At 74.9% G+C, this 21,211-nt stretch carries 15 protein-coding genes and 3 tRNA genes; 13 read left to right on the top strand and 5 right to left on the bottom strand.

Annotated features, from left to right (window positions below; all coding sequences use genetic code 11):
- Nucleotides 1–71: 71 nt before the first annotated feature.
- Nucleotides 72–1,013, bottom strand: coding sequence for a LysR family transcriptional regulator (locus tag NT8_RS18310; RefSeq protein WP_067971041.1), 942 nt, complete (start codon nucleotides 1,011–1,013; stop codon nucleotides 72–74).
- 334 nt (nucleotides 1,014–1,347) lie between these two features.
- Between NT8_RS18310 and NT8_RS18305 the strand changes: the two genes are divergently transcribed.
- The gene (locus tag NT8_RS18305; RefSeq protein WP_369406304.1) at nucleotides 1,348–4,353 is read left to right on the top strand and encodes a terpene synthase family protein; all 3,006 of its coding nucleotides are present in this window, start codon (nucleotides 1,348–1,350) and stop codon (nucleotides 4,351–4,353) included.
- 582 nt (nucleotides 4,354–4,935) lie between these two features.
- On the opposite strand, the gene NT8_RS18300 is transcribed toward NT8_RS18305, so the two are convergent.
- On the bottom strand, nucleotides 4,936–5,649 hold the full coding sequence (locus NT8_RS18300; RefSeq protein ID WP_067971040.1) for a GntR family transcriptional regulator: 714 nt from the start codon (nucleotides 5,647–5,649) through the stop codon (nucleotides 4,936–4,938).
- A gap of 157 nt (nucleotides 5,650–5,806) precedes the next feature.
- Nucleotides 5,807–7,006, bottom strand: a complete 1,200-nt coding sequence (locus NT8_RS18295) for a molybdopterin molybdotransferase MoeA (protein WP_067971038.1) — start codon at nucleotides 7,004–7,006, stop codon at nucleotides 5,807–5,809.
- Nucleotides 7,007–7,190: 184 nt separating this feature from the next.
- On the opposite strand from NT8_RS18295, the gene NT8_RS18290 reads away from it, so the two are divergent.
- From NT8_RS18290 to NT8_RS18280, 3 genes are all read left to right on the top strand, one after another.
- Nucleotides 7,191–7,263 (top strand) — tRNA-Gly (locus tag NT8_RS18290).
- Between the two features lie 41 nt (nucleotides 7,264–7,304).
- Nucleotides 7,305–7,378, top strand: a tRNA-Cys gene (locus NT8_RS18285).
- Nucleotides 7,379–7,389: 11 nt separating this feature from the next.
- Nucleotides 7,390–7,466 (top strand) — tRNA-Val (locus NT8_RS18280).
- A 905-nt stretch (nucleotides 7,467–8,371) separates the two neighbouring features.
- Here NT8_RS18280 and NT8_RS18275 read toward each other — a convergent pair.
- Nucleotides 8,372–9,103 (bottom strand): GntR family transcriptional regulator, encoded by a 732-nt coding sequence (locus NT8_RS18275; RefSeq protein ID WP_067971036.1) that lies wholly within the window; start codon nucleotides 9,101–9,103, stop codon nucleotides 8,372–8,374.
- Nucleotides 9,104–9,228: 125 nt separating this feature from the next.
- On the opposite strand from NT8_RS18275, the gene NT8_RS18270 reads away from it, so the two are divergent.
- The 8 genes from NT8_RS18270 to NT8_RS18235 all read left to right on the top strand — a co-directional run bounded on the left by NT8_RS18270 (nucleotide 9,229) and on the right by NT8_RS18235 (nucleotide 17,488).
- Complete coding sequence (locus tag NT8_RS18270) at nucleotides 9,229–10,614, top strand: MFS transporter (RefSeq protein ID WP_067971034.1); 1,386 nt, start codon at nucleotides 9,229–9,231, stop codon at nucleotides 10,612–10,614.
- Nucleotides 10,611–11,705, top strand: a complete 1,095-nt coding sequence (locus NT8_RS18265; protein WP_084469064.1) for an L-idonate 5-dehydrogenase — start codon at nucleotides 10,611–10,613, stop codon at nucleotides 11,703–11,705. Before NT8_RS18270 ends, NT8_RS18265 begins: the two co-directional genes overlap by 4 nt.
- Nucleotides 11,702–12,913 (top strand): D-mannonate dehydratase ManD, encoded by a 1,212-nt coding sequence (gene manD / locus NT8_RS18260; RefSeq protein ID WP_067971032.1) that lies wholly within the window; start codon nucleotides 11,702–11,704, stop codon nucleotides 12,911–12,913. The genes NT8_RS18265 and manD overlap by 4 nt, the downstream gene beginning before the upstream one ends.
- Nucleotides 12,910–13,860, top strand: a complete 951-nt coding sequence (locus tag NT8_RS18255; RefSeq protein WP_067971030.1) for a PfkB family carbohydrate kinase — start codon at nucleotides 12,910–12,912, stop codon at nucleotides 13,858–13,860. Before manD ends, NT8_RS18255 begins: the two co-directional genes overlap by 4 nt.
- Nucleotides 13,857–15,317 (top strand): mannitol dehydrogenase family protein, encoded by a 1,461-nt coding sequence (locus tag NT8_RS18250; protein WP_067971028.1) that lies wholly within the window; start codon nucleotides 13,857–13,859, stop codon nucleotides 15,315–15,317. The genes NT8_RS18255 and NT8_RS18250 overlap by 4 nt, the downstream gene beginning before the upstream one ends.
- Nucleotides 15,314–15,958: a bifunctional 4-hydroxy-2-oxoglutarate aldolase/2-dehydro-3-deoxy-phosphogluconate aldolase gene (eda, locus tag NT8_RS18245; RefSeq protein WP_067971026.1), complete on the top strand. Its 645-nt coding sequence runs from the start codon at nucleotides 15,314–15,316 to the stop codon at nucleotides 15,956–15,958. The genes NT8_RS18250 and eda overlap by 4 nt, the downstream gene beginning before the upstream one ends.
- 628 nt (nucleotides 15,959–16,586) lie before the next feature.
- Nucleotides 16,587–16,976 carry a FliH/SctL family protein gene (locus NT8_RS18240; RefSeq protein WP_067971025.1) on the top strand — a complete coding sequence of 130 codons (390 nt, stop codon included), beginning with the start codon at nucleotides 16,587–16,589 and terminating at the stop codon, nucleotides 16,974–16,976.
- A 251-nt stretch (nucleotides 16,977–17,227) separates the two neighbouring features.
- Nucleotides 17,228–17,488, top strand: a complete 261-nt coding sequence (locus NT8_RS18235) for a hypothetical protein (RefSeq protein ID WP_067971023.1) — start codon at nucleotides 17,228–17,230, stop codon at nucleotides 17,486–17,488.
- A gap of 190 nt (nucleotides 17,489–17,678) precedes the next feature.
- On the opposite strand, the gene gdhA is transcribed toward NT8_RS18235, so the two are convergent.
- A complete protein-coding gene (gdhA, locus tag NT8_RS18230) occupies nucleotides 17,679–19,043 on the bottom strand; it encodes an NADP-specific glutamate dehydrogenase (protein ID WP_067971021.1) in 1,365 nt (454 codons plus the stop codon).
- A 381-nt stretch (nucleotides 19,044–19,424) separates the two neighbouring features.
- Here gdhA and NT8_RS18225 point away from each other — a divergent pair, with 381 nt between their 5' ends.
- Complete coding sequence (locus NT8_RS18225; RefSeq protein ID WP_067971019.1) at nucleotides 19,425–21,122, top strand: pentapeptide repeat-containing protein; 1,698 nt, start codon at nucleotides 19,425–19,427, stop codon at nucleotides 21,120–21,122.
- Nucleotides 21,123–21,211: the final 89 nt, after the last annotated feature.

The raw sequence follows: 21,211 nt of genomic DNA, 5'->3' as shown, positions 1-21,211 counted from the left end.
CCCCCGCCGACCGGGGGCCCGCCGACCGCTGACCCGCGGCGGCCGACCGCGCGGCCGACCGGACCGCGCGGTCAGCCGCCCGCCGCCTCACGCCCCGCCGTTGCGGGCGCGGGCAGGACCCGGTCGAGGCGCTCCTGGAGCCGCGCCCGGCGCGCGTACGCGAACAGGTCCGCCAGCAGCGGGGCCGCGGCCCGGCGCGCGGGCGCCACCAGGCCCACCTCGACCCGGACCTCCGGATCGACCAGGGGCAGCACGCGCAGACCCGGCGGCGGGGCTCCGCACAGCCAGCCGTGCGGGAGCACCGCGCACCCGCCGCCCGCGCGGACGTGGGTGCACAGCACCGGCAGGGAGTCCGTCTCGACCGGCGCCGCGCGCGGCGGGGCCGGGGCGGCGGCGCCGGGCAGCTTGCCGTCGGCGTCCGCCGCGTGGGTGAACCGGTACAGCGGCACGTGCGCGAGGTCGGCCCAGCCGACCTCCGCCGCCGCGGCGAACGGCCCGTCCTCGGCGGCCAGCAGCACGTACCGGTCGCGGAACAGCGGGACCGTGCGGCGGCCGCGCCCGGCCCGCCCGCCGGTGCGCAGCACCCCGCAGTCGAGGCCGAACTCCCCCAGGCCGCGCTCGATCTCGGCGGCGGACATGCCGTGCACGGAGATCCGCACGCGCGGATGGCGGGCCGCGAAGCCCGCCGTCACGTGGGCGACCGCCGCCGCGGCGCCGGGCAGCACGCCGATGCGCAGCTCACCGCTGTGGCCGTCGCGCAGGGCGCCGACGTCGGCGGTGAGCGCGTCGCGCTCGGCGAGCAGCCGGTGCGCCCACCGCAGCACGCGTTCGCCCTCGGGCGTGAACCCCTCGAACCGGTGGCCGCGCCGGACGATGGGGACCTGGAGTTCGGCCTCCAGCTTGCGGATGCCGGCCGACAGAGCGGGCTGGGACACGTGGCAGGCGACGGCGGCCCGCGCGAAGTGCTGCTCCCGGGCGAGCGCGGTCAGGTACTCCAGTTGCCGAAACAGCATCCGCGCTCCCGGTCCGAGGCGAAACCGACCGGGACCGGACCCAGGGGTAGTCCGGCCCCGGTGGCGGTGGCCGCGCCCGCGCCGGAGCCCGGACGCGCACCCGTCGGCCCCTTAGAGAGGCCGATCACACATTCTGGTGGCTCGGGCCACACATCCGCCACCTTTCGCCCCCGATTCACCCGTCTTCTCGGAACCGGGGGCGGCGCGGCCGCCGCGCGCCGACAGTGGGGGCGGTTGTCCACAATCTCCGGGAACAGCGGAAAGAGACACACCGCGACCAATACGATGCGTAGCGTACGCACCAGGTGTCCCGGTCGACGAGAGTAGGCGCCTCATGCAGCAGGCATTCACCCTGCCCGACTTCTACCTCCCGTATCCCGCCCGCCTCAACCCCCACCTCGAACGCACCCGCGACCACAGCATGCGGTGGGCCCGCGACATGGGCATGCTCGACGCCGCCACCCCGTCGGGCGGCCTCGTCTGGGACGAACCCGCGCTCGCGGCCATGGACTACGCGCTCATGTGCGCCTACACGCACCCCGACTGCGACGGTCCCATGCTCGACCTCATCACCGACTGGTACGTGTGGGTCTTCTTCTTCGACGACAACTTCCTGGAGCTCTACAAGTACCCGCGCGACCTCGCGGGCGGCCGCCGCCACCTCGACCGCCTCGAACGCTTCATGACCGCCGACCCCGCCGACTCCCCCGCGCCCGAGAACGCCGCCGAGGCCGGGCTCGCCGACCTCTGGCGGCGCACGGTCCCACTGATGTCCGACGGCTGGCGGCGGCGCTTCACCACGAGCACGCACAACCTCATGGTCGAGTCCATGTGGGAGCTCGACAACATCCAGCGCGAACGCATCGCCAACCCCGTCGAGTACATCCAGATGCGGCGCCGGGTCGGCGGCGCCCCGTGGTCGGCCAACCTGGTCGAGTGCGCCGTCGGCGCCGAGATCCCCGACGCCATCGCCCGCACGCGGCCCATGCGCGTGCTGTGCGACACCTTCTCCGACGCCGTCCACCTGCGCAACGACCTGTTCTCCTACCAGCGCGAGGTCCGCGAGGAGGGCGAGAACTCCAACGCCGTCCTGGTCTTCGAGCACTTCTTCGGCTGCCCCACCCAGGAGGCCGCCGAGCGCGTCAACGACCTCCTGACCTCGCGGCTGGTCCAGTTCGAGGACACCGCGCTGGGCGAGGTCGCCCCCCTGCTCGCCAAACACGCCGTGCCGCCCGACCAGCAGGCCGGCGTCGCCGCCTACGTCAAGGGGCTCCAGGACTGGCAGGCCGGCGGCCACGAGTGGCACGCCCGCTCCAGCCGGTACATGAACGAGGGCGCCGCCGTCCGGCCGGTCCTCGGCGGGCCCACCGGCCTCGGCACGGGGGCCGCCCGGCCGTCCCCGCTCGCCCTCGCCCCCGGGCTGCGCGTGCGCGCCCAGCGGCACGCGCACCCGCTGCTGGTCCCGGTCGGCCACCTGCCGGTGCCGCCGCTGCACATGCCGTACCCCGTCCGCACCAGCCCGCACATCGACGACGCCCGCGCCTACGCGGTCGGGTGGGCGCGCGCCATGGGCTTCTTCGACTCCGTCCCCGGCGTCGAGGCCGGCGGGGTGTGGGACGAACGCCGCTTCCTCGGGTTCGACCTCGCGCACTGCGCCGCCATGATCCACGCCGACTCCGACCCCGAGGCGCTCTACCTGTCGTCCGACTGGCTGGCGTGGGGCACCTACGGCGACGACTACTTCCCGGTGGTGTTCGGCGCCACCCGCAACGTGGCGGCGGCGCGCGTGTGCAACGCGCGGCTGTCGCTGTTCATGCCCATCGACCTGGGGCACGCCGCGCCGCCCGAACCCACCAACCCGCTCGAACGCGGCCTGGCCGACCTCTGGCGGCGCACGGCCGGACCCCTCCCCACCGCCCAGCGCGAGCAGTTCCGCACGGCCGTCGAGGACATGACCTCCAGCTGGGTGTGGGAGCTCGACAACCAGGCGCTGCACCGGATCCCCGACCCGGTCGACTACATCGAGATGCGGCGGTGCACCTTCGGCTCCGACATGACCATGAGCCTGGCGCGGTTCGCCCACCTCGGCGCGGTGCCGCCCGAGGTCCACCAGACCCGCACCCTGCGCGAACTGGAGACCGCGGCGCAGGACTTCGCCATGCTCACGAACGACCTGTACTCGTACCAGAAGGAGGTCGAGTTCGAGGGCGAGTTCCACAACCTCGTGGTGCTCGTGCAGAACTTCCTCTCCGTCGACCGGTTCACGGCCCGCGACCTCGTCGCCGACCTGATGAACGAGCGGATGCGGCAGTTCGAGCACATCCTCGCGGGTGAGCTCCAGGAGCTGTTCGAGGAGTACGGCCTCGCCCCCGAGGCCCGCGCCGCGCTCACCCGGCACGCCGACGAGCTCAAGGACTGGATGTCGGGCATCCTCGAATGGCACCGCAAGTGCGTGCGGTACGTCGACGCCGAACTCCGCCGCACCTACCGCCCCGCCCCCGCCGACATCGCCGACTGGCTCACCCCCAAGGGCATCGGCACCGCCGGCCTCCGCCCCGCGGGAGCCACCCCGAAGACCGCGGCAGCGCCCACCCGCCCGCCATCCACCCCCGCCGCCGCAGACCCACCGACCGCTCCCGCACCCGCCCGCGCAGGCACCACCCCGGGATCCGCCGCCACCTCGCCCTCCCACGCGGGCACCGCCTCGGAATCCGCCGCATCCCCGGCACCGAGCTCCACCGCGCCGGCCGCCGGCCGGCCGGGCGCCCCGCCGGCCCCGGAGCCGCCGAACGGCGTCCGCGTCCCGGTCGGCGCCACGGGCCTGGGCACCTCTGCCGCGCGGCCGACTGCTCCCGCCGCCCCGCACTTCGCGTCGGCCTCCGGCGCCGCCGCCCCGGCCGTCTCCTCCGGTGTGCCGACACCCGCCGCACCGACCGCCGCACCGACCGGCGCTGCGACCTCCGTCGGCGGGCGCACCCCCGCCGCCGCGTCCGCGCCGTCCGCCATCGCGGCAACTCCGCCGACCGGGTCCACGGGGGGCCGCCCGCCGCTCACGGCCACGGGCCTCGGCACATCCGCCGCGCGCCTGGTGCCCGGCCGGGCCGATACCCCCGGCGGCACGCCGTCGCCGGCGCCGGCCACCGCGCCGCCCGGTCCGTCGGCCGGTGCGCCGTCGCCGTCGGGGGCGGCCACCAACGCCCACGCGGCGGCGAGCGGCGCCGGAGCCGGCCCCGTGACCGGCCCGGTCCCCGACCACGGCGTTCCCGCGCCCGCCACCGGCGCGGCCCCCGACCCGTCGGGCGCCCGCGTCCCGGTCCCTTCGGGCGCCACCACCCGCTGATCCGCAGCGGGGCGGCCTCCCCGGGCCGCCCCGCCGGACACCCCGGCCCACGCGGTCCGGGGCAGGCCCGCGCCGACGACCATGCCGACGCGTATCGCACCACCGCCGTGCCTGACCCCGCAGATCGGCCGCCGCCCCGAAGCTCGGACGCGCGTCGATCGGATCACGTGGAAGGGCCGGAGTGGTGGCCTGCCACGGCTCGCCCGGCGGACGGTCGTCCGGGTCGCACAGGACGCCGGGGCCGCCGAATCCCGGGACGGCTCGGCAGCATCGCCGGGCAGAGCGGCGCGGCCGACAGGCGGCACGGCCGACGGACAGCACGGCCATCGCGCGGCACGGCCGACGGCCACCGGGGCCCGGTTCAGCACCTCGGCCCTCGGCCGCAGCAGACCGTGCGCACTGCCCGATTGGTCCGGGACGCACTCAGCGCTCAGTCCTCGGCCAGGGCGTCCTCGGCACCCCGTCCCGCGCGGCACGTCCAACGGAGAGCACGGCCCACGGCCACCAGAGCCCGCCTCGGGGCCCCGGTCCTCGGTCGCAGCGGACAGCGCGCGATGCCGATCGTTCGCGACCGGGCGGCGGTCAGTCCTCGGCCGGGGTGTCCTCGGTGGTCGTGCCGTCGGCGGCCTGCTCGTGGTACATGCGGCGGGTGGTGTCGGCGTGCGCGCGCATCAGGCGGGCGGCCTCGTCTGCGTCGCCCGCCTCGATCGCGTCGATGATGGCCGCGTGCTCCTGCCACGACTCCCGGCCCCGGCGGCGCACCACGAGCCCGTGGTACCACCGCACCCGGCGCGCCACCTGGCCGGCCAGGTCGGCCAGCACCGCGTTGCCCGACAGCTCGGTGATGGAGCGGTGCAGCGCCGCGTTGAGGTCCACCATGGCGTCGGCGTCGTCGCGCTCCAGCCCGGCCATGCCCTGCGCGCACAGCTCGCGCAGCCGGGCGACCCCCTCGGGGGACGCCGACTCCGCCGCCAACCGGGCCGACTCGGTCTCCAGCAGGGCGCGGACCGCCAGCAGTTGCTCGGCCTCGTTCTCGCTGGGGCGGTGCACGAACGCCCCGTAGCCGGGGCGCAGGTCCACCCAGCCCTCGTTGCTCAACCGCTGGAGCGCCTCGCGCACCGGCTGCCGCGACACCCCCAACTGCTCCGCCAGCTCGTTCTCGACCAGGTGCTGCCCCGGCGGCAGCCGGCGGCGGGTGATCAGTTCGAGCAGGCTCTCGTAGACGCTGTCGCGCAAGGGGGCGGGACGCTGCACCGGGCTCGTCAGCAGACCCTTGTCGAGGCGGCGTGGGGTCATGGGTTCGCGGCTTTCGTCGTCGGCGCGGCGGAATCCACCTGATGCGCGGGGAGCTGTCGTGGGGCGAGTCTAGGCGAGAACGGGGTCCGCCACCCCGGGGTCGGCGGCGGTACTCCCCCGCGTCCGGCCGGGGGAACGCGCCCGCCCGTGCTGCGGGTCAACGGGGCAGCCACACCAGCTCCGCGTCGCCGCCCGCCCAGTCCGGGGGGATCACCGCGTAGGCGTCGGCCAGGGCGGCGCCGCGCAGGCTGCCGGGGCGGTCGTGGCCGACCGCGCGGGCGCGGCCCTCGGCCACCCGGACCGCCACCAGACGGGTGTCGCGGGGGTGCGGCCGCACGTCGCCGTCGACGGGCAGCGACCGCGGCAGCAGCGCGTCGGGGGCGGGGCGCCCGGCCATCTCCACCAGCAGGGGGACGAGCAGGGTGACCGCTGCGGCGAGGGCGGCGTTCGGGTTGCCGGGCAGGCCCACCACGGCCGTTCCGGGGCGTTCGGGCGTGCCGAAGTGGCCGAGGAGCTGCGGGTGGCCGGGGCGGCAGGCGACGCCGTCGACCACCACCACCGCGCCGAGTTCGGCGAGGGCGCCGCGCAGGTGGTCGACGGGCCCCTTGGAGGACGCGCCGCACACGGCGATGGCGTCCACGCCCGGGTCGGCGGCGGCCGCGCCGACGGCGGCCACCATGTCGGCGAACCCGTCGGCGACACTGCGGGGCGGGTCGAGCGCCGCACCGCACCACGCGGCGACGGCGGGCAGGGCGGGGCCGACCGCGTCGCGCACCTGCCCGGGGCCGGGGCGGCCGGAGAGGGCGATCTCGTCGCCGGTGATGAACGCGGCCACGCGCGGCCGCCGCACCGGCAGGGTGTCGTGCCCGAGGCTCGCCGCCAGGCCGACGGCGGCGGCGGTGACCACCGCGCCCTCGGGGAGCACGACCGTGCCGGGCGCGGTGTCCTCACCGGAGCGGCGCACATGGCGGCCGGGGTCGATGCCGCCGGCCACCCGGTCGCCGTCGCGCCGCGCCAGCTCGTAGGGCAGGACGGCGGTGGCGCCCTCGGGGACCCGGGCCCCGGTGGCGATCTCCACGGCCTGGCCGTCGGCGAGCGGGGCGGCGGGGCTGCCGCCGGCGAGGACGCGACCGCGGACGGCCCAGGGGCCGGGCCCGGCGACCGCGTAGCCGTCCATGGCGGCGGCGTCGTAGGGGGGCACCCCGACCAGCGCGGTCAGGTCGCGGGCGAGCGCGGCGCCCACGGCGGCGGCCAGCGGCACGTCCGCGCCCGCCGGGCGCCGCGCCCGCTTGCCCAGCTCACGCGCTGCCGCGCTCGCACACGCCCACGGCGTCGCCGTGTCCTGGCACCCGACCATCGCACTCCTCAGGATCGAGCCGACGTCCCCGCGGACCCGCACTGTCTCTTGTATACAATGTCACGCCACGCGCCGTTCGCACGGACCTCCCGCCGGATTTGCCGTCTGCTGACTTTCCGATAGAGTTCTTCCTGTCAGGACGGAGACGGGCCCGGCCAGCCGCCAGCCCCGATCCGGACGGCACGCGGACGTGGCTCAGCTGGTAGAGCATCACCTTGCCAAGGTGAGGGTCGCGGGTTCGAATCCCGTCGTCCGCTCGGAGACATCACGGGGGCCGTCGACTCCCCCGCACGAGTCCGGTGGAGTGGCCGAGAGGCGAGGCAGCGGCCTGCAAAGCCGTCTACACGGGTTCGAATCCCGTCTCCACCTCCACGTACCACCCCGGGCGGTTAGCTCAGTTGGTTAGAGCGCTACCTTGACACGGTAGAGGTCACAGGTTCGAATCCTGTATCGCCCACCAGCCCGAAGCGGCCCGGAGACCACGTCTCCGGGTCGCTTCCGCATTTCCGGGCTACCCCCGCCGGGCGTCGCCGCATCGCGTACCGAACAGGCGCCGCACATAGATCGGCCGCATCTCTCAGGCTCCGCACGGCCAATGGCCGTCGCGACCCTAGAATCCACCCACCAAGACCGTTCTCGCGACCCTACGGCAAGCTCATCCGTGCTCCCTACCGGGAACTCGCGAAGATATGGGCGTCGGCAATGCAGCGCATGCCCATATCAACGGGTATCTCCGAGGGCATGCAGAGGATCTAATGGTGGAGCATTCACGGGGAAGGCATGACCGATGACGCTGCACCCTGTATCCAGCCGTAGATTGGTCACGTCCTATTCCGGGGGCGATCGGCGATCCCATGGGGTCGATCGCCATCAGGTCGGCGTCGGCCGATCCGGTCACCCCGGGGGAGGTGGTCCCCATGAAGCGGTGCCGAGACGGGGATTGCCCGCATGGCCGCTGGCCGAGCTGGGTTCCCCGGGCCGTGGTGAGCAGCATATCGACCGTGCTCGCGGCCATACGGTTCGTCTTCCGGTGGATCCAAGATGGAGGCCCCGGTAGGGGGTAGCGACCCCTACCAGGGCCCCTGGCAGGCGGAGGGTTCGCACTCGCTGCTCCGACAACATGCGAGCCCTCCGCCCTCATTGCGTGCGTACGCAACTCGCGCAGATGTTGCATACATCGCACATTCTACCGACAGATCTGCGTACACGCATACATTCGTATGCTCGGTCTCTTCGCGTTCGAGCATTTCGCACGGCGTGTCGCACGCTTTCCGGGCACTCGGGCCAGTTATGCGTGCGCCGCAAATCAGCTTGCGGGATGCGTGCGTACGCAACATGCGAGCAAAGGAGGCACGCCCCCGGTGGTCACTTCAACGACGTGACCGTGCGGCGGACCGGGCGCTGGGGGCGGCCGTCGGTGAAGTACTCCGGGGTGGCGGCGCGGATGCGTTCGACGTCGTCGAACACGGCGCGGAGGTGGGAGCGGAGGGCGTCGACCGCGGCGGCGGGGTCGCCCGCCTCGATGGCGTCGACCACGCGGGTGTGCTGCTCGATGAGCTCGCCCATGGGGCGGGTGTCGATCAGGCTGAGCCGCCGCGCCCGGTCGAGGTGGGCCTTCGCGGCGTTCACCGTGCGCCAGGCGCTCTCGCGGCCGGCCAGCGCGAGCAGGGCCCGGTGGAACTCCTCATCGAGGGCGAAGAAGCGGTCGTGGTCACCCGCGGCGTCGGCGTCGCGCTGGGCGAGCAGGGCGGTCCGCAGGTCGGCGACGTGCTCGGGCGAGAACGGGGGCTCGGCCTGGGCGAGGGAGGTGCACTCGATCGCCTCGCGGATGAACTGCGCCTGGCCGACCCGTTCGGGGTCGACCAGCGAGACGAAGCTGCCCACCTGCGGATAGACCTCGACCAGGCCCTCCTCGCGCAGCAGGAGCAGGCTCTCGCGCACGGGGGTGCGGCTGACCGCGAGCCGGGTGGCGAGTTCGTTCTCGGACAGGGGCGCCCCCGGCTTGAGTTCGAGGGTGATGACCGCGCGACGGAGGGTGTCGAGGGCGCGGTCCCGCGCGGACGGCGGGGGGCCCTCGGAACGGGTGTCGTCAGCCATGCCGGGATTCTACCGGCATTGACCCGACTGGTATATCAGTGCTTGTATGCAAGTTGCCACGACGTTGACCACCGGTTTCCCTGCCGTGACGCCGCAGGTCGAAGCCCCCGACGAAGGACCCTCCGATGACCGAACAGGCTCCCTCCCGCCCCGCGCGGCAGGGCGAGCGCAGCACCCGTGACCTGACCAAGGCCGCGGTGTCGGGCTGGCTGGGCAGCGCCATGGAGTTCATGGACTTCCAGCTCTACTCCCTGGCCGCCGCCCTGGTGTTCAACCGGATCTTCTTCCCCGACCTCAACCCGGCGATCGGCCTGATCGCGGCCATGGGCACCTACGGTGTCGGCTACGTGGCCCGCCTCGCCGGCGCCGTCTACTTCGGCCGCATGGGCGACCGCCTCGGCCCGAAGAAGGTCCTGTTCATCACCATCGCCCTGATGGGGGTGTCCACCACCCTGATCGGCGCGCTGCCGACCTACCAGCAGGTGGGCCTGCTCGCCCCGATCATGCTGGTGGCGCTGCGGCTGGCGCAGGGCTTCGGCGCGGGCGCCGAGCTCGCGGGCGCGACGGTCATGCTCGCGGAGTACGCCCCGGCCCGGCGGCGCGGCTTCATCGCCTCCCTCGTCTGCCTGGGCACCAACTCCGGCACCCTGGGCGCGTCGGCGGTGTGGGCGGTGCTGGTGTTCGCCCTGCCGGAGGACGACCTGCTGTCCTGGGGGTGGCGCATTCCGTTCCTGGCCAGCTTCCTTCTGCTGCTGCTCGCCTTGTGGATCCGCTACTCCGTCAAGGAGAGCCCGGTCTTCGAGCAGCGCGAGGACACCGTCGACGGGGTCGCCCTGTCCCGGGAGGAGCTGGCCGCCGCCGCGGCGGCGGAGGAGGAGCGGAGCACCCTGGAGGCCGCCCTGCGCCAGCGCAAGGGCCGCGCCTTCCTGATCGCCCTCGGGCTCCGCTTCGGCCAGGCGGGCAATTCGGGCCTGGTGCAGACGTTCCTCGTCGGCTACCTCAGCGCCACCCTGCTGCTGGACGACGCGGTGGGCACCACCGCGATCGTCTACGGGTCGCTGCTCGGGTTCGTCACCGTCCCGCTCGTGGGCGTCCTCGGCGACCGCTTCGGCCGCCGCCCCCTCTACACCGTGCTGACCGTCGGCAGCATCCTGTTCGCCGTGCCGATGATGCTCATGATCGAGTCCGGCGACACCGTCCTGGTGACCGTCGCGATGGTCGTCGGCCTCAACCTGTCGGTCCTCGGGCTGTTCTCGGTGGAGAGCGTCACCATGGCCGAGCTGTTCGGCGCCCGCACCCGCTTCACCCAGCTCGCCCTGGCCAAGGAGGTCGGCGGGGTCCTCGCCACGGCCATCGGCCCGGTCCTCGCCGCGACACTCACCGCGGCGACCGGGCACTGGTGGCCCCTCGCGGCGATGATCGTCGTGTACTCGCTCATCACCCTGATCTCCACCATCGCGATGCCCGAGGTGCGGGGACGCGACCTGGTCCGTCTGGAGGACGCCGTATGAGAGCCGTCACCGTGCACGCGGCCGGTGACCTGCGGGTCGAGGAGCGCCCCGACCCCGCCGCCGCCGAAGGCCACGTCGTCGTCGCCGTCGAATGGGGCGGGATCTGCGGATCCGACCTCGCCTACTGGCGCCACGGGCGCTCCGGCACCGCGGTCCTGCGCGACCCCCTGGTCCTCGGCCACGAGATCGCCGGCCGCGTCGTCCGGGTCGGGCCCGGGGTGAGCGGGGTCGGCGTCGGCCGGGCCGTCACCGTCCACCCGGCCGAACCCGTGGGCGACGACCCGCTGCCCGACCGGCTGGCCGGGCGCACCAACCTGTACCCGCGCGTGCGCTACTTCGGGTCGGCCGCGTTCCACCCGCACACCGACGGGGGCTTCAGCGAACTCCGCGCGGTGCGCGCCGACATGCTGCGTCCGCTCCCCGACGGGGTGGGCACCCGCGAGGGCGCCCTGGCCGAGCCGCTCGCCGTCGCCCTGCACGCGGTGGCGCGCGCGGGCGACGTCGCCGGGCGGGCGGTGACCGTGAACGGGGCCGGCCCCATCGGCTGCCTCGTGGCCGCCGGCCTCAAGCGCGCCGGGGCCGCCGAGGTCACCGTCGCCGACATCGACCCGGCCGCGCTGGCGGTCGCCCGCGCCATGGGCGCCGACGCCGTCCGCGACGTCTCCCGGGGCGAACCGCTGCCCGAGGACGCCGAGATCGTCATCGAGGCGTCCGGGGCCGCGGGGGCGCTGGGCGCCGTGCTGCGCTCGACCGCCCGGGGCGGGACCGTCGTCCAGGTGGGCAACCTGCCCGGGACGGAGGCCCCCGCCGCGCTGGGCGACCTCGTCACCCGCGAGATCGTGTGGAAGGGCTCCTACCGCTTCGTGGACGAGATCGACGACGCCCTCGCGGCGCTGGCGGACGGGCTCGACGTCGGCCCGCTGATCACCCACACCTTCCCCGTGGAGCGCGCCGAGGAGGCGATGCGCGTGGCCGCCGACCCCGCCTCCGGGGCCGCCAAGGTCATGCTGCGCTTCGGCCCCGCCGACCCCGCCCCCGGCCGCCCCGACAGCCCCGACAGCCCCGACAGCCCCAGGAAGGGCCTGCTGTGAAGATCACGGACGCGCGCGTCGTCGTCTCCTCACCCGGCCGCAACTACGTGACGCTGGTCGTGGAGACCGAGGACGGCGTCACCGGCGTCGGCGACGCCACGCTGAACGGGCGCGAACTCGCGGTCGCCGCCTACCTGCGCGACCACCTGTGCCCGCTGCTCATCGGCCGCGACGCGCGCCGCATCGAGGACACCTGGCAGTACCTCTACAAGGGCGCGTACTGGCGGCGCGGCCCGGTCACCATGACCGCGATCGCCGCCGTCGACGTGGCGCTGTGGGACATCAAGGGCAAGACCGCGGGCATGCCGGTCTACCAGCTGCTCGGCGGCGCCGCCCGCGAGGGCGTCATGGTCTACGGCCACGCCAGCGGGAGCACGCTGGACGACCTCGCCGAGGACGTCCAGCGCCACCTCGACCAGGGGTACCGGGCGATCCGGGTGCAGGCCGCGGTGCCCGGCCTGAGCCGCACCTACGGCATCGCGCCCGCCGACGGCCGGGTGTACGAGCCCGCGAGCGGCAACCGGCCCCAGGAGGACGCCTGGGAGACCTCGCTCTACCTCGACTTCGCCCCGGCCATGCTGCGGCACGTCCGCGAGCACTTCGGCTACGGCGTGCACCTGCTGCACGACGTCCACCACCGGCTCACCCCGATCGAGGCGGGCCGCCTCGGCGCCGCGCTGGAGCCCTACCGCCCGTTCTGGATGGAGGACCCCACCCCCGCCGAGGACCAGTCGGCGTTCCGGCTGATCCGGCAGCACACCACCACCCCCATCGCGGTGGGCGAGGTGTTCAACTCGATCTGGGACTGCCAGCAGCTCATCACCGAGCGGCTGATCGACTACGTCCGCACCTCGGTCTCGCACACGGGCGGCATCACCCACCTGCGCCGCGTGTTCGCGCTGGCGGAGCTGTACGGGGTGCGGTCGGGCTCGCACGGCGCCGGCGACCTGTCGCCGGTGGCCATGGCCGCGGCCCTGCACGTCGACCTGAGCATCCCGAACTTCGGCGTCCAGGAGTACATGGGGCACACCGGCCCCCACGCGGAGGTCTTCCGCACCTCCTACACCTACGCCGACGGCCACATGCACCCCGGGAACGCCCCCGGGCTGGGTGTGGAGTTCGACGAGGAGGCGGCCGCCCGCCACCCCTACGACCCCAAGTACCTGCCGGTCAACCGCCGGCTCGACGGAACGGTGCACGACTGGTGAGCGCGAACGCATTCGACGTCGTCGTCTTGGGCGAGGTCCTGCTGGAGGTGGCCACCGACCAGCCCGTGGCCCAGGGGGTCCCGGCCCGCATCGGGATCTCCGGCGACGCCCTCAACGTCGCCGCTGCGGCGGCGCGGGCCGGCGCCCGGGTCGGCCTGACCGCGGTCCTCACCGACGACGCCCTGGGTGCGGCGGTCGCCGACCGCGTCGCCGAACTGGGCGTCTCCACCGATCTCCTGCGCTTCCGCCCGGGGCAGCAGGGCGTCTACCTGGTACACAGCGACCCCGAGGGCGAGCGGGCGTTCGCCTACGCCCGTCGGCACAGCGCCGGCTCGACGCTGGCACCGGAGGACCTGGACCGGTCCGCGCTGTCCTCGGCCGGCGCCGTGGCGGCCTCGGGGATCGCCTGCGCCGTATCGGAGAGCGCGCACGCGGCGGTGCTGACGGCGGCCCGCCTCGCCCGCCGGTTCGTGTTCGACCCCAACCACCGGCCGAGCCTGGCGACGGCCGAGGCCGCGGCGGCGGTGCTGTCCGAACTCGCCCCGCTGGCCGACCTGGTCACCCCCTCGCACCCGGGCGAGACCGCGGCCCTGCTCGGCAGCGCGACGCCGCTCGGCGCCGCCCGCCGCCTGCTGGCCGCGGGCGCCCGGAGGGTGGCCGTGACCTGCGGCGCCGAGGGCGTCCAGCTGGCCACGGCGGACGAGGAGACCTGGATCGACGCGGTCCCCGCCCCGGCCGTGGTCGACCAGACCGGCGCCGGCGACGCCTTCCTGGGGACGCTGACGGCGCGCCTGGTCCTGGGCGACCCGTTCGCGGAGGCGGCCCGGCTCGCCGCCGCCGTCGCCAGCCTCAGCGTCGGCGGGCGCGGCGGGACGGGGCTGCTGCCCACCCTGGAGCAGGCGCGGGCGCACGCGGCGCACGCCGCGCGGGCGGGAGGGGACCGATGACCCGGCTCGACCCCGCCGCTCTCGGCCGGGCGGGGCGCGCCCCCGCCCTGGACCGCACCGCGCTGCGCACCGGCGTCGTGCACCTCGGCGCGGGGGCCTTCTTCCGCGCCCACACCGCCGTCTACACCGAGGACGCCATGCTCGCGTCCGGCGACACCGCGTGGGGCATCGCCGCGGTGACCGGGCGCTCGGCGGACGTGTGGGAGCGGTTGGCGCCGCAGGGCGGGCTGTTCACGGTCACCGAGCGCGGGCCGGACGGCGGCGGCGCGCCGCGCGTGGTCTCCGCCGTCACCGAGGTCCTCGCCGGGCCGCGCGACCCCGAGGCCGTGGTGGCGCGGATCGCCGACCCGCGCACCCGCGTCGTCACGATCACCGTCACGGAGAAGGGCTACCACGCCGACCCGCTGTCCGGGCGGCTGGACACCCGCGACCCGGCGGTGCGCGCCGACCTGGCCGGCGCTCCCCCGCTCACGACCGTCGGCCGGATCGCGCGCGGCCTCCAGCTGCGCATGCTCCGCGACGCCGGGCCGGTCACCGTGGTCTCCTGCGACAACCTGTCCGGCAACGGGGACCGCACGGCAGCCCTGGTCGCGGACTTCGCCGACGCCCTGCCCGGCGGCGAGGGCGACCGGCTGCGGGCCTGGATCGAGCGTTCGGCCGCCTTCCCCGACACGATGGTGGACCGGATGGTCCCGGCGCCCACCGCCGAGGACGTCGACGCGGCGGCCGCCGCGCTCGGGCTGCGCGACGAGGCCGCCGTCACCGCCGAGCCGTTCCGGCAGTGGGTCGTGGAGGACCGCTTCGCGGCGGAGCGGCCCCGGTGGGAGGACGCCGGGGCGCTGCTCGCCCGCGACGTCCGGCCCTGGGAGGAGGCCAAGCTCCGCGTCCTCAACGCCGGCCACTCGCTGCTCGCCTACCTCGGGTCGGCGCTCGGCCACGCCACCATCGCCGCGAGCGCGGCGGACCCGGCCGCCGCCACCGCCGTGCGCCGCCTCCTGCACGAGGAGGCGCTGCCGGCGCTGGACCTGCCCGACGGGCTCGACGGCCCCGCCTACGCGGAGTCGGTGCTGCGCCGGTTCGCCAACCCGGCCCTCGGCCACACCACGCGGAAGGTCGCCGCCGACGGCACGCAGAAGGTCGGGCCCCGGCTCCTGCCCACGATCCGCGCCGTCCGGGAAGGGGGCGGCGAGCCCCGCTTCGCCGCGCTGGCCGTCGCGGCGTGGATGCGCCACGTCGCCGCCTCGGGCCCCGGTGTCGAGGACCCGATGGCCGACGCCCTGGCCGGGGCGCTGCCCGCGTCGGGGCGGGCGGCGGACGTGGTCGCCGCCTTGCTGCGGGTCGGCCCCTTCCCGCCGGAGCAGGCCGCCGACGGCGTCCTCGCCGGGCTGGTGACCCACTGGTACGAGGCCATCGGCGCCGGGGATGCCCGCGCCCTCGCGAAGGAGATCGCGCGTTGACGCACGTGTCGGACGTCCTGCACCGCTCCCCCGTCATCCCCGTCGTCACGGTGACCGACCCCGGCCGGGCGGTGCCCCTGGCCGAGGCGCTGCTGGCGGGCGGCATCGGGGTCGTCGAGATCACCCTGCGCACCCCCGCCGGCCTGGCAGCGGTGCGCGCGGTGGCCCGGGAGGTCCCGGACATGCTCGTGGGGGCCGGGACGGTCCTCGACGCGCGGCAGGCGGACGCCGCGACCGACGCCGGGGCCGCGTTCCTGGTGACCCCGGGCGCGACGCCGGACCTGCTGGGGCACCTCGCCCGAGCGGGGGCCGCCGCGCTGCCCGGCGCGGCCACCGTCGGCGAGGTGATGGCCGCCCGGGAGCACGGCTTCCTCGCGCAGAAGGCGTTCCCCGCCTCGGCGCTGGGCCCGGCCTTCCTCGCCGCGGTCGCCGGCCCGCTGCCCGACGTCGTGTTCTGCCCGACGGGGGGCGTGACGGCGGCGGGGGCCGCCGACTACCTGGCGCTGCCCAACGTGGCCTGCGTCGGCGGGAGCTGGCTCACCCCGCCGGACGCCGTCCGCGACGGCGACTGGCCCCGCATCACCCGCCTCGCCACCGAGGCCTCCACCCTGCGCCCACCCGCCCCGACCACGGGAGCCTGACCCCGGGCGGTCCCGCCCGTCCGGGCGGGACCGCCGCTCACGCAGGCGGACCCACCTGTAGCGAGGTGGCGCCGAAGGCGCACCTGGTACAGGTCGGACGAGATCACGGGCGGACGCTCACGGAGTCACCGGATACCTCACCCGGCCAGTCGGGAAGGGGCGTCGGCGACCACCGCGCCGAATCCGGCCACCGCCGCGATGAGGAGCGCGCATCCCCGCCTCCCCGAGCCGCCGCTGCCGCCGCCCGGTGAGGCGAAGCGCTCGACCGAGCCTGGTACGGCCGGTCATGCCGATGGACATCCGCGAACAGCACCCTGTACCGCGACGCGGTCAATCCGCGCGGCCGCCAGAATCCATGCCACGGCGGACGGGATGGAACCGCCTTCGCCGAGGGCACGCGACCTCGAATGCCCGAGCCGCAGGAGGGCCGCCCCGGCAATACCACATCTCTCACAAGGCAATTGCCGACCTCCCACCCGAGAGAGATCATACTCATCATCCCCTCACGTTCCTTCCCTTCACCATGGAGTGCCGGATGGACAGCGGCCGTGCACGCACCTGTGGCCGTCCCACCAGATCAGGTCGCCCCTGCAAGGTCCGGTTATATGGTTCGGACGTCGCGTGCGGAATGCACATCACCCAACAGGAACGAGCCGTTGCCGACGCCCACCGGACGGGCTACCGGGAAGGGTATGAGGCCGGCCGCAAATCCTCCGCCGCCGCCTCGGAGGCCCGTATCTCGTCGCTCGAACGGCAGGTGGAGGGGCTCCGCCAACGACTCGACGGGGAGACGCGTGTCCGTGAAGCGGGCGGTGACCAGATCGTGGATGTCGGCGGTTACGCCTACCGCCGGCGCGGTGAGGCACCGCTGGAGATCGGTGACCGGGTCCTTCTGCCCGAGAACTACGTCAGTCGCCTGAGGAACGGTCCGGGGCCGTTCGAAGGGACGGTGACGGGGTGCGGCACGATCTACCGGGGACCTCTCGCTTCGGTCCTCCGTCGGCTGGACGGAAGGTAGCGCCCTTTCCGGATCAGCCGTTACCGAGAGGCCATCCGCGCACCGCGCTCGTCTTGATCGCCGACCGGGGCGCCCGCGATATCGGCCACCGGGCGGGGGGCTCTGCGGGGTGCGAGAATACGAAGCGAAGTTCCCGCGACAAGGCCCTCGACAACTCGAAGGCGGGAGCACATCTCCTCCGCTGGACGTACGGCAGGCGGTGGTGTTCATGATCGGCATCCCGGGTACCGGGGAATCAAACTGGAGGCGGCATGTCCGACTTCGACGGCGTCTGGCGCAACATCGAGTCCTGTGCCGACGAGGTCTTCACCACCGTGACCGGAATCGAATTCTCGTACACCGTCCGCAATGGCCGGGTGCACCTCGGCAACACGAATCGCACCATCTCCCGCGACGCTTTCGCCGAAGTGTACAAGCTCATGCCGCTGAAAGGCCCGGGGCAGATCCGCGATCTCGTGCAAGGGCCGTCCTACGTTTACGGCATCCTCACCGACGACCGCGTCAGGCCGTGATCCAGCGGGCGTCCCGGCTCTTGCATCATTCGACGCCGTCGCCTGGGCGCGGAGACGCCGCTCTCGCCGGTCGGCCCGGGTGCGGAGGGCCGACTCACGGGCGCGGCGGGAGGCGGTGATCGGCGGCGCTGGAGCCGCCGATCACCGCGTCGACACGGACCTGGTCACCCGGCGGGGCCGGGCGGTGGGGTCAGATGACGCCGAGGTCGCGCATGGTGTCGGCGACCTTGATGAAGCCGGCGATGTTGGCGCCCAGCACGTAGTTGCCGGGCGCGCCGTAGGCGGCGGCGGTCTCGCGGCACATCGCGTGGATGTCGGCCATGATCTCGGCCAGCCGCTTGTCGGTGTAGTCGAAGTGCCAGGAGTCGCGGGACGCGTTCTGCTGCATCTCCAGGCCCGAGGTGGCGACGCCGCCCGCGTTGGCCGCCTTGCCCGGGCCGAACGCCACCCCGGAGTCGAGGAAGACCTTGACCGCGTCGGGGGTGGCCGGCATGTTGGCCCCCTCGCCGACCGCGATGACGCCGTTGCGCAGCAGCGTCGCGGCCGAGCGCCCGTCCAGTTCGTTCTGGGTGGCGCACGGCAGCGCGATGTCGCACGCGACGTCCCAGATGGTGCCGTCGGCCACGTAGTGGGCGCGGGTGGTGCGGTCGGCGTACTCCTTGATGCGGCCGGCCCGCGTCTCCTTGATCTCGCGGACCAGGTCGAGGTCGATGCCGGACTCGTCGACCACGTACCCGGCGGAGTCCGACATCGCGACGACGGTCCCGCCCAGCTCGGCGGCCTTCTGCGCGGCGTAGACGGCGACGTTGCCCGAACCGGAGATGACGACCCGCTTGCCGCCGAACCCCTCGCCGCGCACGCGCAGCATCTCGTCCACGAAGTAGACGGTGCCGTAGCCGGTGGCCTCGACCCGCACCTGGGAGCCGCCCCAGTTCAGCCCCTTGCCGGTGATGACGCCCGACTCGTACCGGTTGGTGATTCGCTTGTACTGGCCGAACAGGTAGCCGATCTCGCGCCGGCCGACCCCGATGTCACCCGCCGGGACGTCGGTGTACTCACCGATGTGGCGGTGCAGCTCGGTCATGAACGACTGGCAGAAGCGCATGATCTCCGCGTCCGACCGCCCCTTGGGGTCGAAGTCGGACCCGCCCTTGCCGCCGCCGATGGGCAGCCCGGTGAGCGCGTTCTTCAGCGTCTGCTCGAAGCCGAGGAACTTGACGATGCCGAGGTTGACCGAGGGGTGGAACCGCAGCCCGCCCTTGTACGGGCCCAGCGCCGAGTTGAACTCGACGCGGAAGCCCCGGTTGACCTGGATGTCGCCTTTGTCGTCGGTCCAGGGCACGCGGAAGATGATCTGCCGCTCCGGCTCGCACAGCCGCTCCAGGACGCGCCCGTCGAGGTACTCGCCGTGCCGTTCGAGGGCGGGTTCCAGCGACTCCAGCACCTCGTGCACGGCCTGGCGGAACTCGGGCTCGTGGCGGTCGCGCTGCTCGATGTCGGCGAACACCTTGGCGGTCAGCCGCAGTCCGTTGCCCTCTGCCCCTGTCGTCGTCATGCCTCTCCTCGACCTCGTGTACGGGTGCGGCGGCACGGCGCGGCGATCGGCTCCCCCGGGCTCCCCCGGGCGGCACCGCCGCGCACCGCCCACGTCGCGACCCTATTCCAGGCCGCAGGGCCCGAACGGGGCCGACCCCCCGGCGGGCACACGGCGGCCCCGTTCGGGACCTGCGGTGGAGCGGGGCCGCCTGCGCCGCCGCGCACGGACGCGCGGCAGCGGGGCGGGGGCGGCGCGGCGCCGACCGGAGCCGCGTCGCACCGGTCCCGCTCGGGACCCGCGCCGGTACGCGCCCCCGCTGCCGCGTAGGGCGCGGCCGCCCCTCCCCCACGGCCGGACGGCCCGTCGCGGTGGGCGGTGCCGGCCGCTACCGTGGCCCCCATGGCATCCCCCGGCGCCTCCGATCCCCCTCCCGCGCGGGCGCGCGGGCCGATCGCCGGTCCGCTCCGGGCCCTGACCGGCTCGCGCGGCGTCCTCCTCGGCGTCCTCGCGGCCTCCGTGGCCGGGATCGCGGTCGCGGTGTGGCCGCTGGCCGGGCGGGTGTGGGGGCTGCTCGGCCTCGGGGCGGCGCCGTCCGGGCGGGCGGCGGCCGCCGCCGTGTGCCTGGCGGCCGGCGCGGCGGCGACCGCGGGGCTGGTGCGGCTGCGCCGCTCCCGCGGCGGGGAACCCGTCGGCCTGGCCTGGGTGATCGCGGGGGCGTGGGCCGTGGCCGCCCTGGTGATCGCCGCCCTCACCGCCGGGGCGTGGTGGCTCCTGGGCGCCCCGGGGTGGAACCCGCCGGACCACCTGACCCCGCGCGCGCTCGACCAGATCACCACCCGGGCCTTCGCCGTGGTCGCCGGGCTCGGCGGGGTGGCGTTCCTCGTCATCGGCTACCGCCGCCAGCGCACCACCGAGGCCGAGGACGCGCGCGCCGAGGTCGCCGCCGCCCGCGAGGACACCCGGCTGTTCAACGAGCGCTTCACCGACGCCTACACCAACCTCGGCAGCGAGCACGCCGCGGTGCGCCTCGGCGCCGTGCACGCCCTGGCCCGCCTCGCCGACGACGCTCCCGAGGGCCGCGAGGACCTGGTGCAGATGGTGGTCGACGTGCTCTGCGCCTACCTGCGCATGCCGTACGCCCCCGCGCCGCCCGAGCCCTACCCGGGCGCCGACCCCGACGCGCGGGACCGGCAGCACGCGGCGGCCCTGGAGTTCGCCGCGCTGCGCGAGGTGCGGCACACGGTCGTCCGCGTCATCGTGGACCACCTGCGAGGCGGCGGCCGCTGGCGCGACCGCGACTACGACTTCACCGGGACCCGGTTCGACACGGGCGACTTCGCCAACGCCGACTTCGGCAGCGGGGAGGTGGTGTTCGCCCGGGCGGTGTTCACGGGCGACCGGGTGGCGTTCGACGGGACCGTGTTCGGCGGCGACCGGACCTCCTTCGACGGCGCCGTGTTCGAGGCCGACGAGGTGACGTTCCTCGGCGCCGTGTGCGCCGGCAACCGGACGTCCTTCAACGGGGCGGTGTTCTCCGCGGAGCACACGTCGTTCGACGGCCTCGACGCCCACGGCAACCGCCTCGCCTTCGACGGCGCGGTGTTCACCGGCGCCCGGGTGTCCTTCGGCGGCGCCGCGTTCTCCGGCGACCAGGTGTCGTTCAACGGCACGGTCTTCTCCGCCGACCGGACCTCCTTCGACCGCGCGCGCTTCACCGGGAGCTGGGTGTCCTTCGGCGGCGCCGGGTTCCGGGGCGGGCACGCCTCGTTCGACGGCGCCCGGTTCACCGGGGAGTGGGTCTCGTTCGGCGGGGTGGGGTTCGCCGACGGCCGGGCGACGTTCCACCGCGCGGAGTTCTCCGGCGACCGGGTCTCCTTCGCCGACGCCGACCTCACCGGCGGGGTGTCGTTCACCGCCGCCGTGCTCACCGCGAACCGGGTGGCGTTCACCGACGGCGCCCGGCCCGCGCGCGGCCCGTGCCCGGAGGGCCTGGTGGACGCGCTGGAGGCGGGCCGACCCGGTGGCGCCGTCCTCCCGGACGGCTGGCCGGACGTCCCCGGTGCCCCCGGACCGGACGGCCCCGACTCCGAGGGGTAGCGGGCGCGGAGCGCGCCCCCGCCCCGGCGCCCCGGCTCACGCGGAGCGGCCGGGGCCCGCCGGTGCGCGGGTGCGGCGGTAGTGGCGGG

This window comes from Nocardiopsis trehalosi NBRC 14201 (assembly GCF_001552555.1).
Lineage (GTDB): Bacteria > Actinomycetota > Actinomycetes > Streptosporangiales > Streptosporangiaceae > Nocardiopsis_B > Nocardiopsis_B trehalosi.
This window is presented reverse-complemented; position numbering and strand designations above follow the sequence as displayed.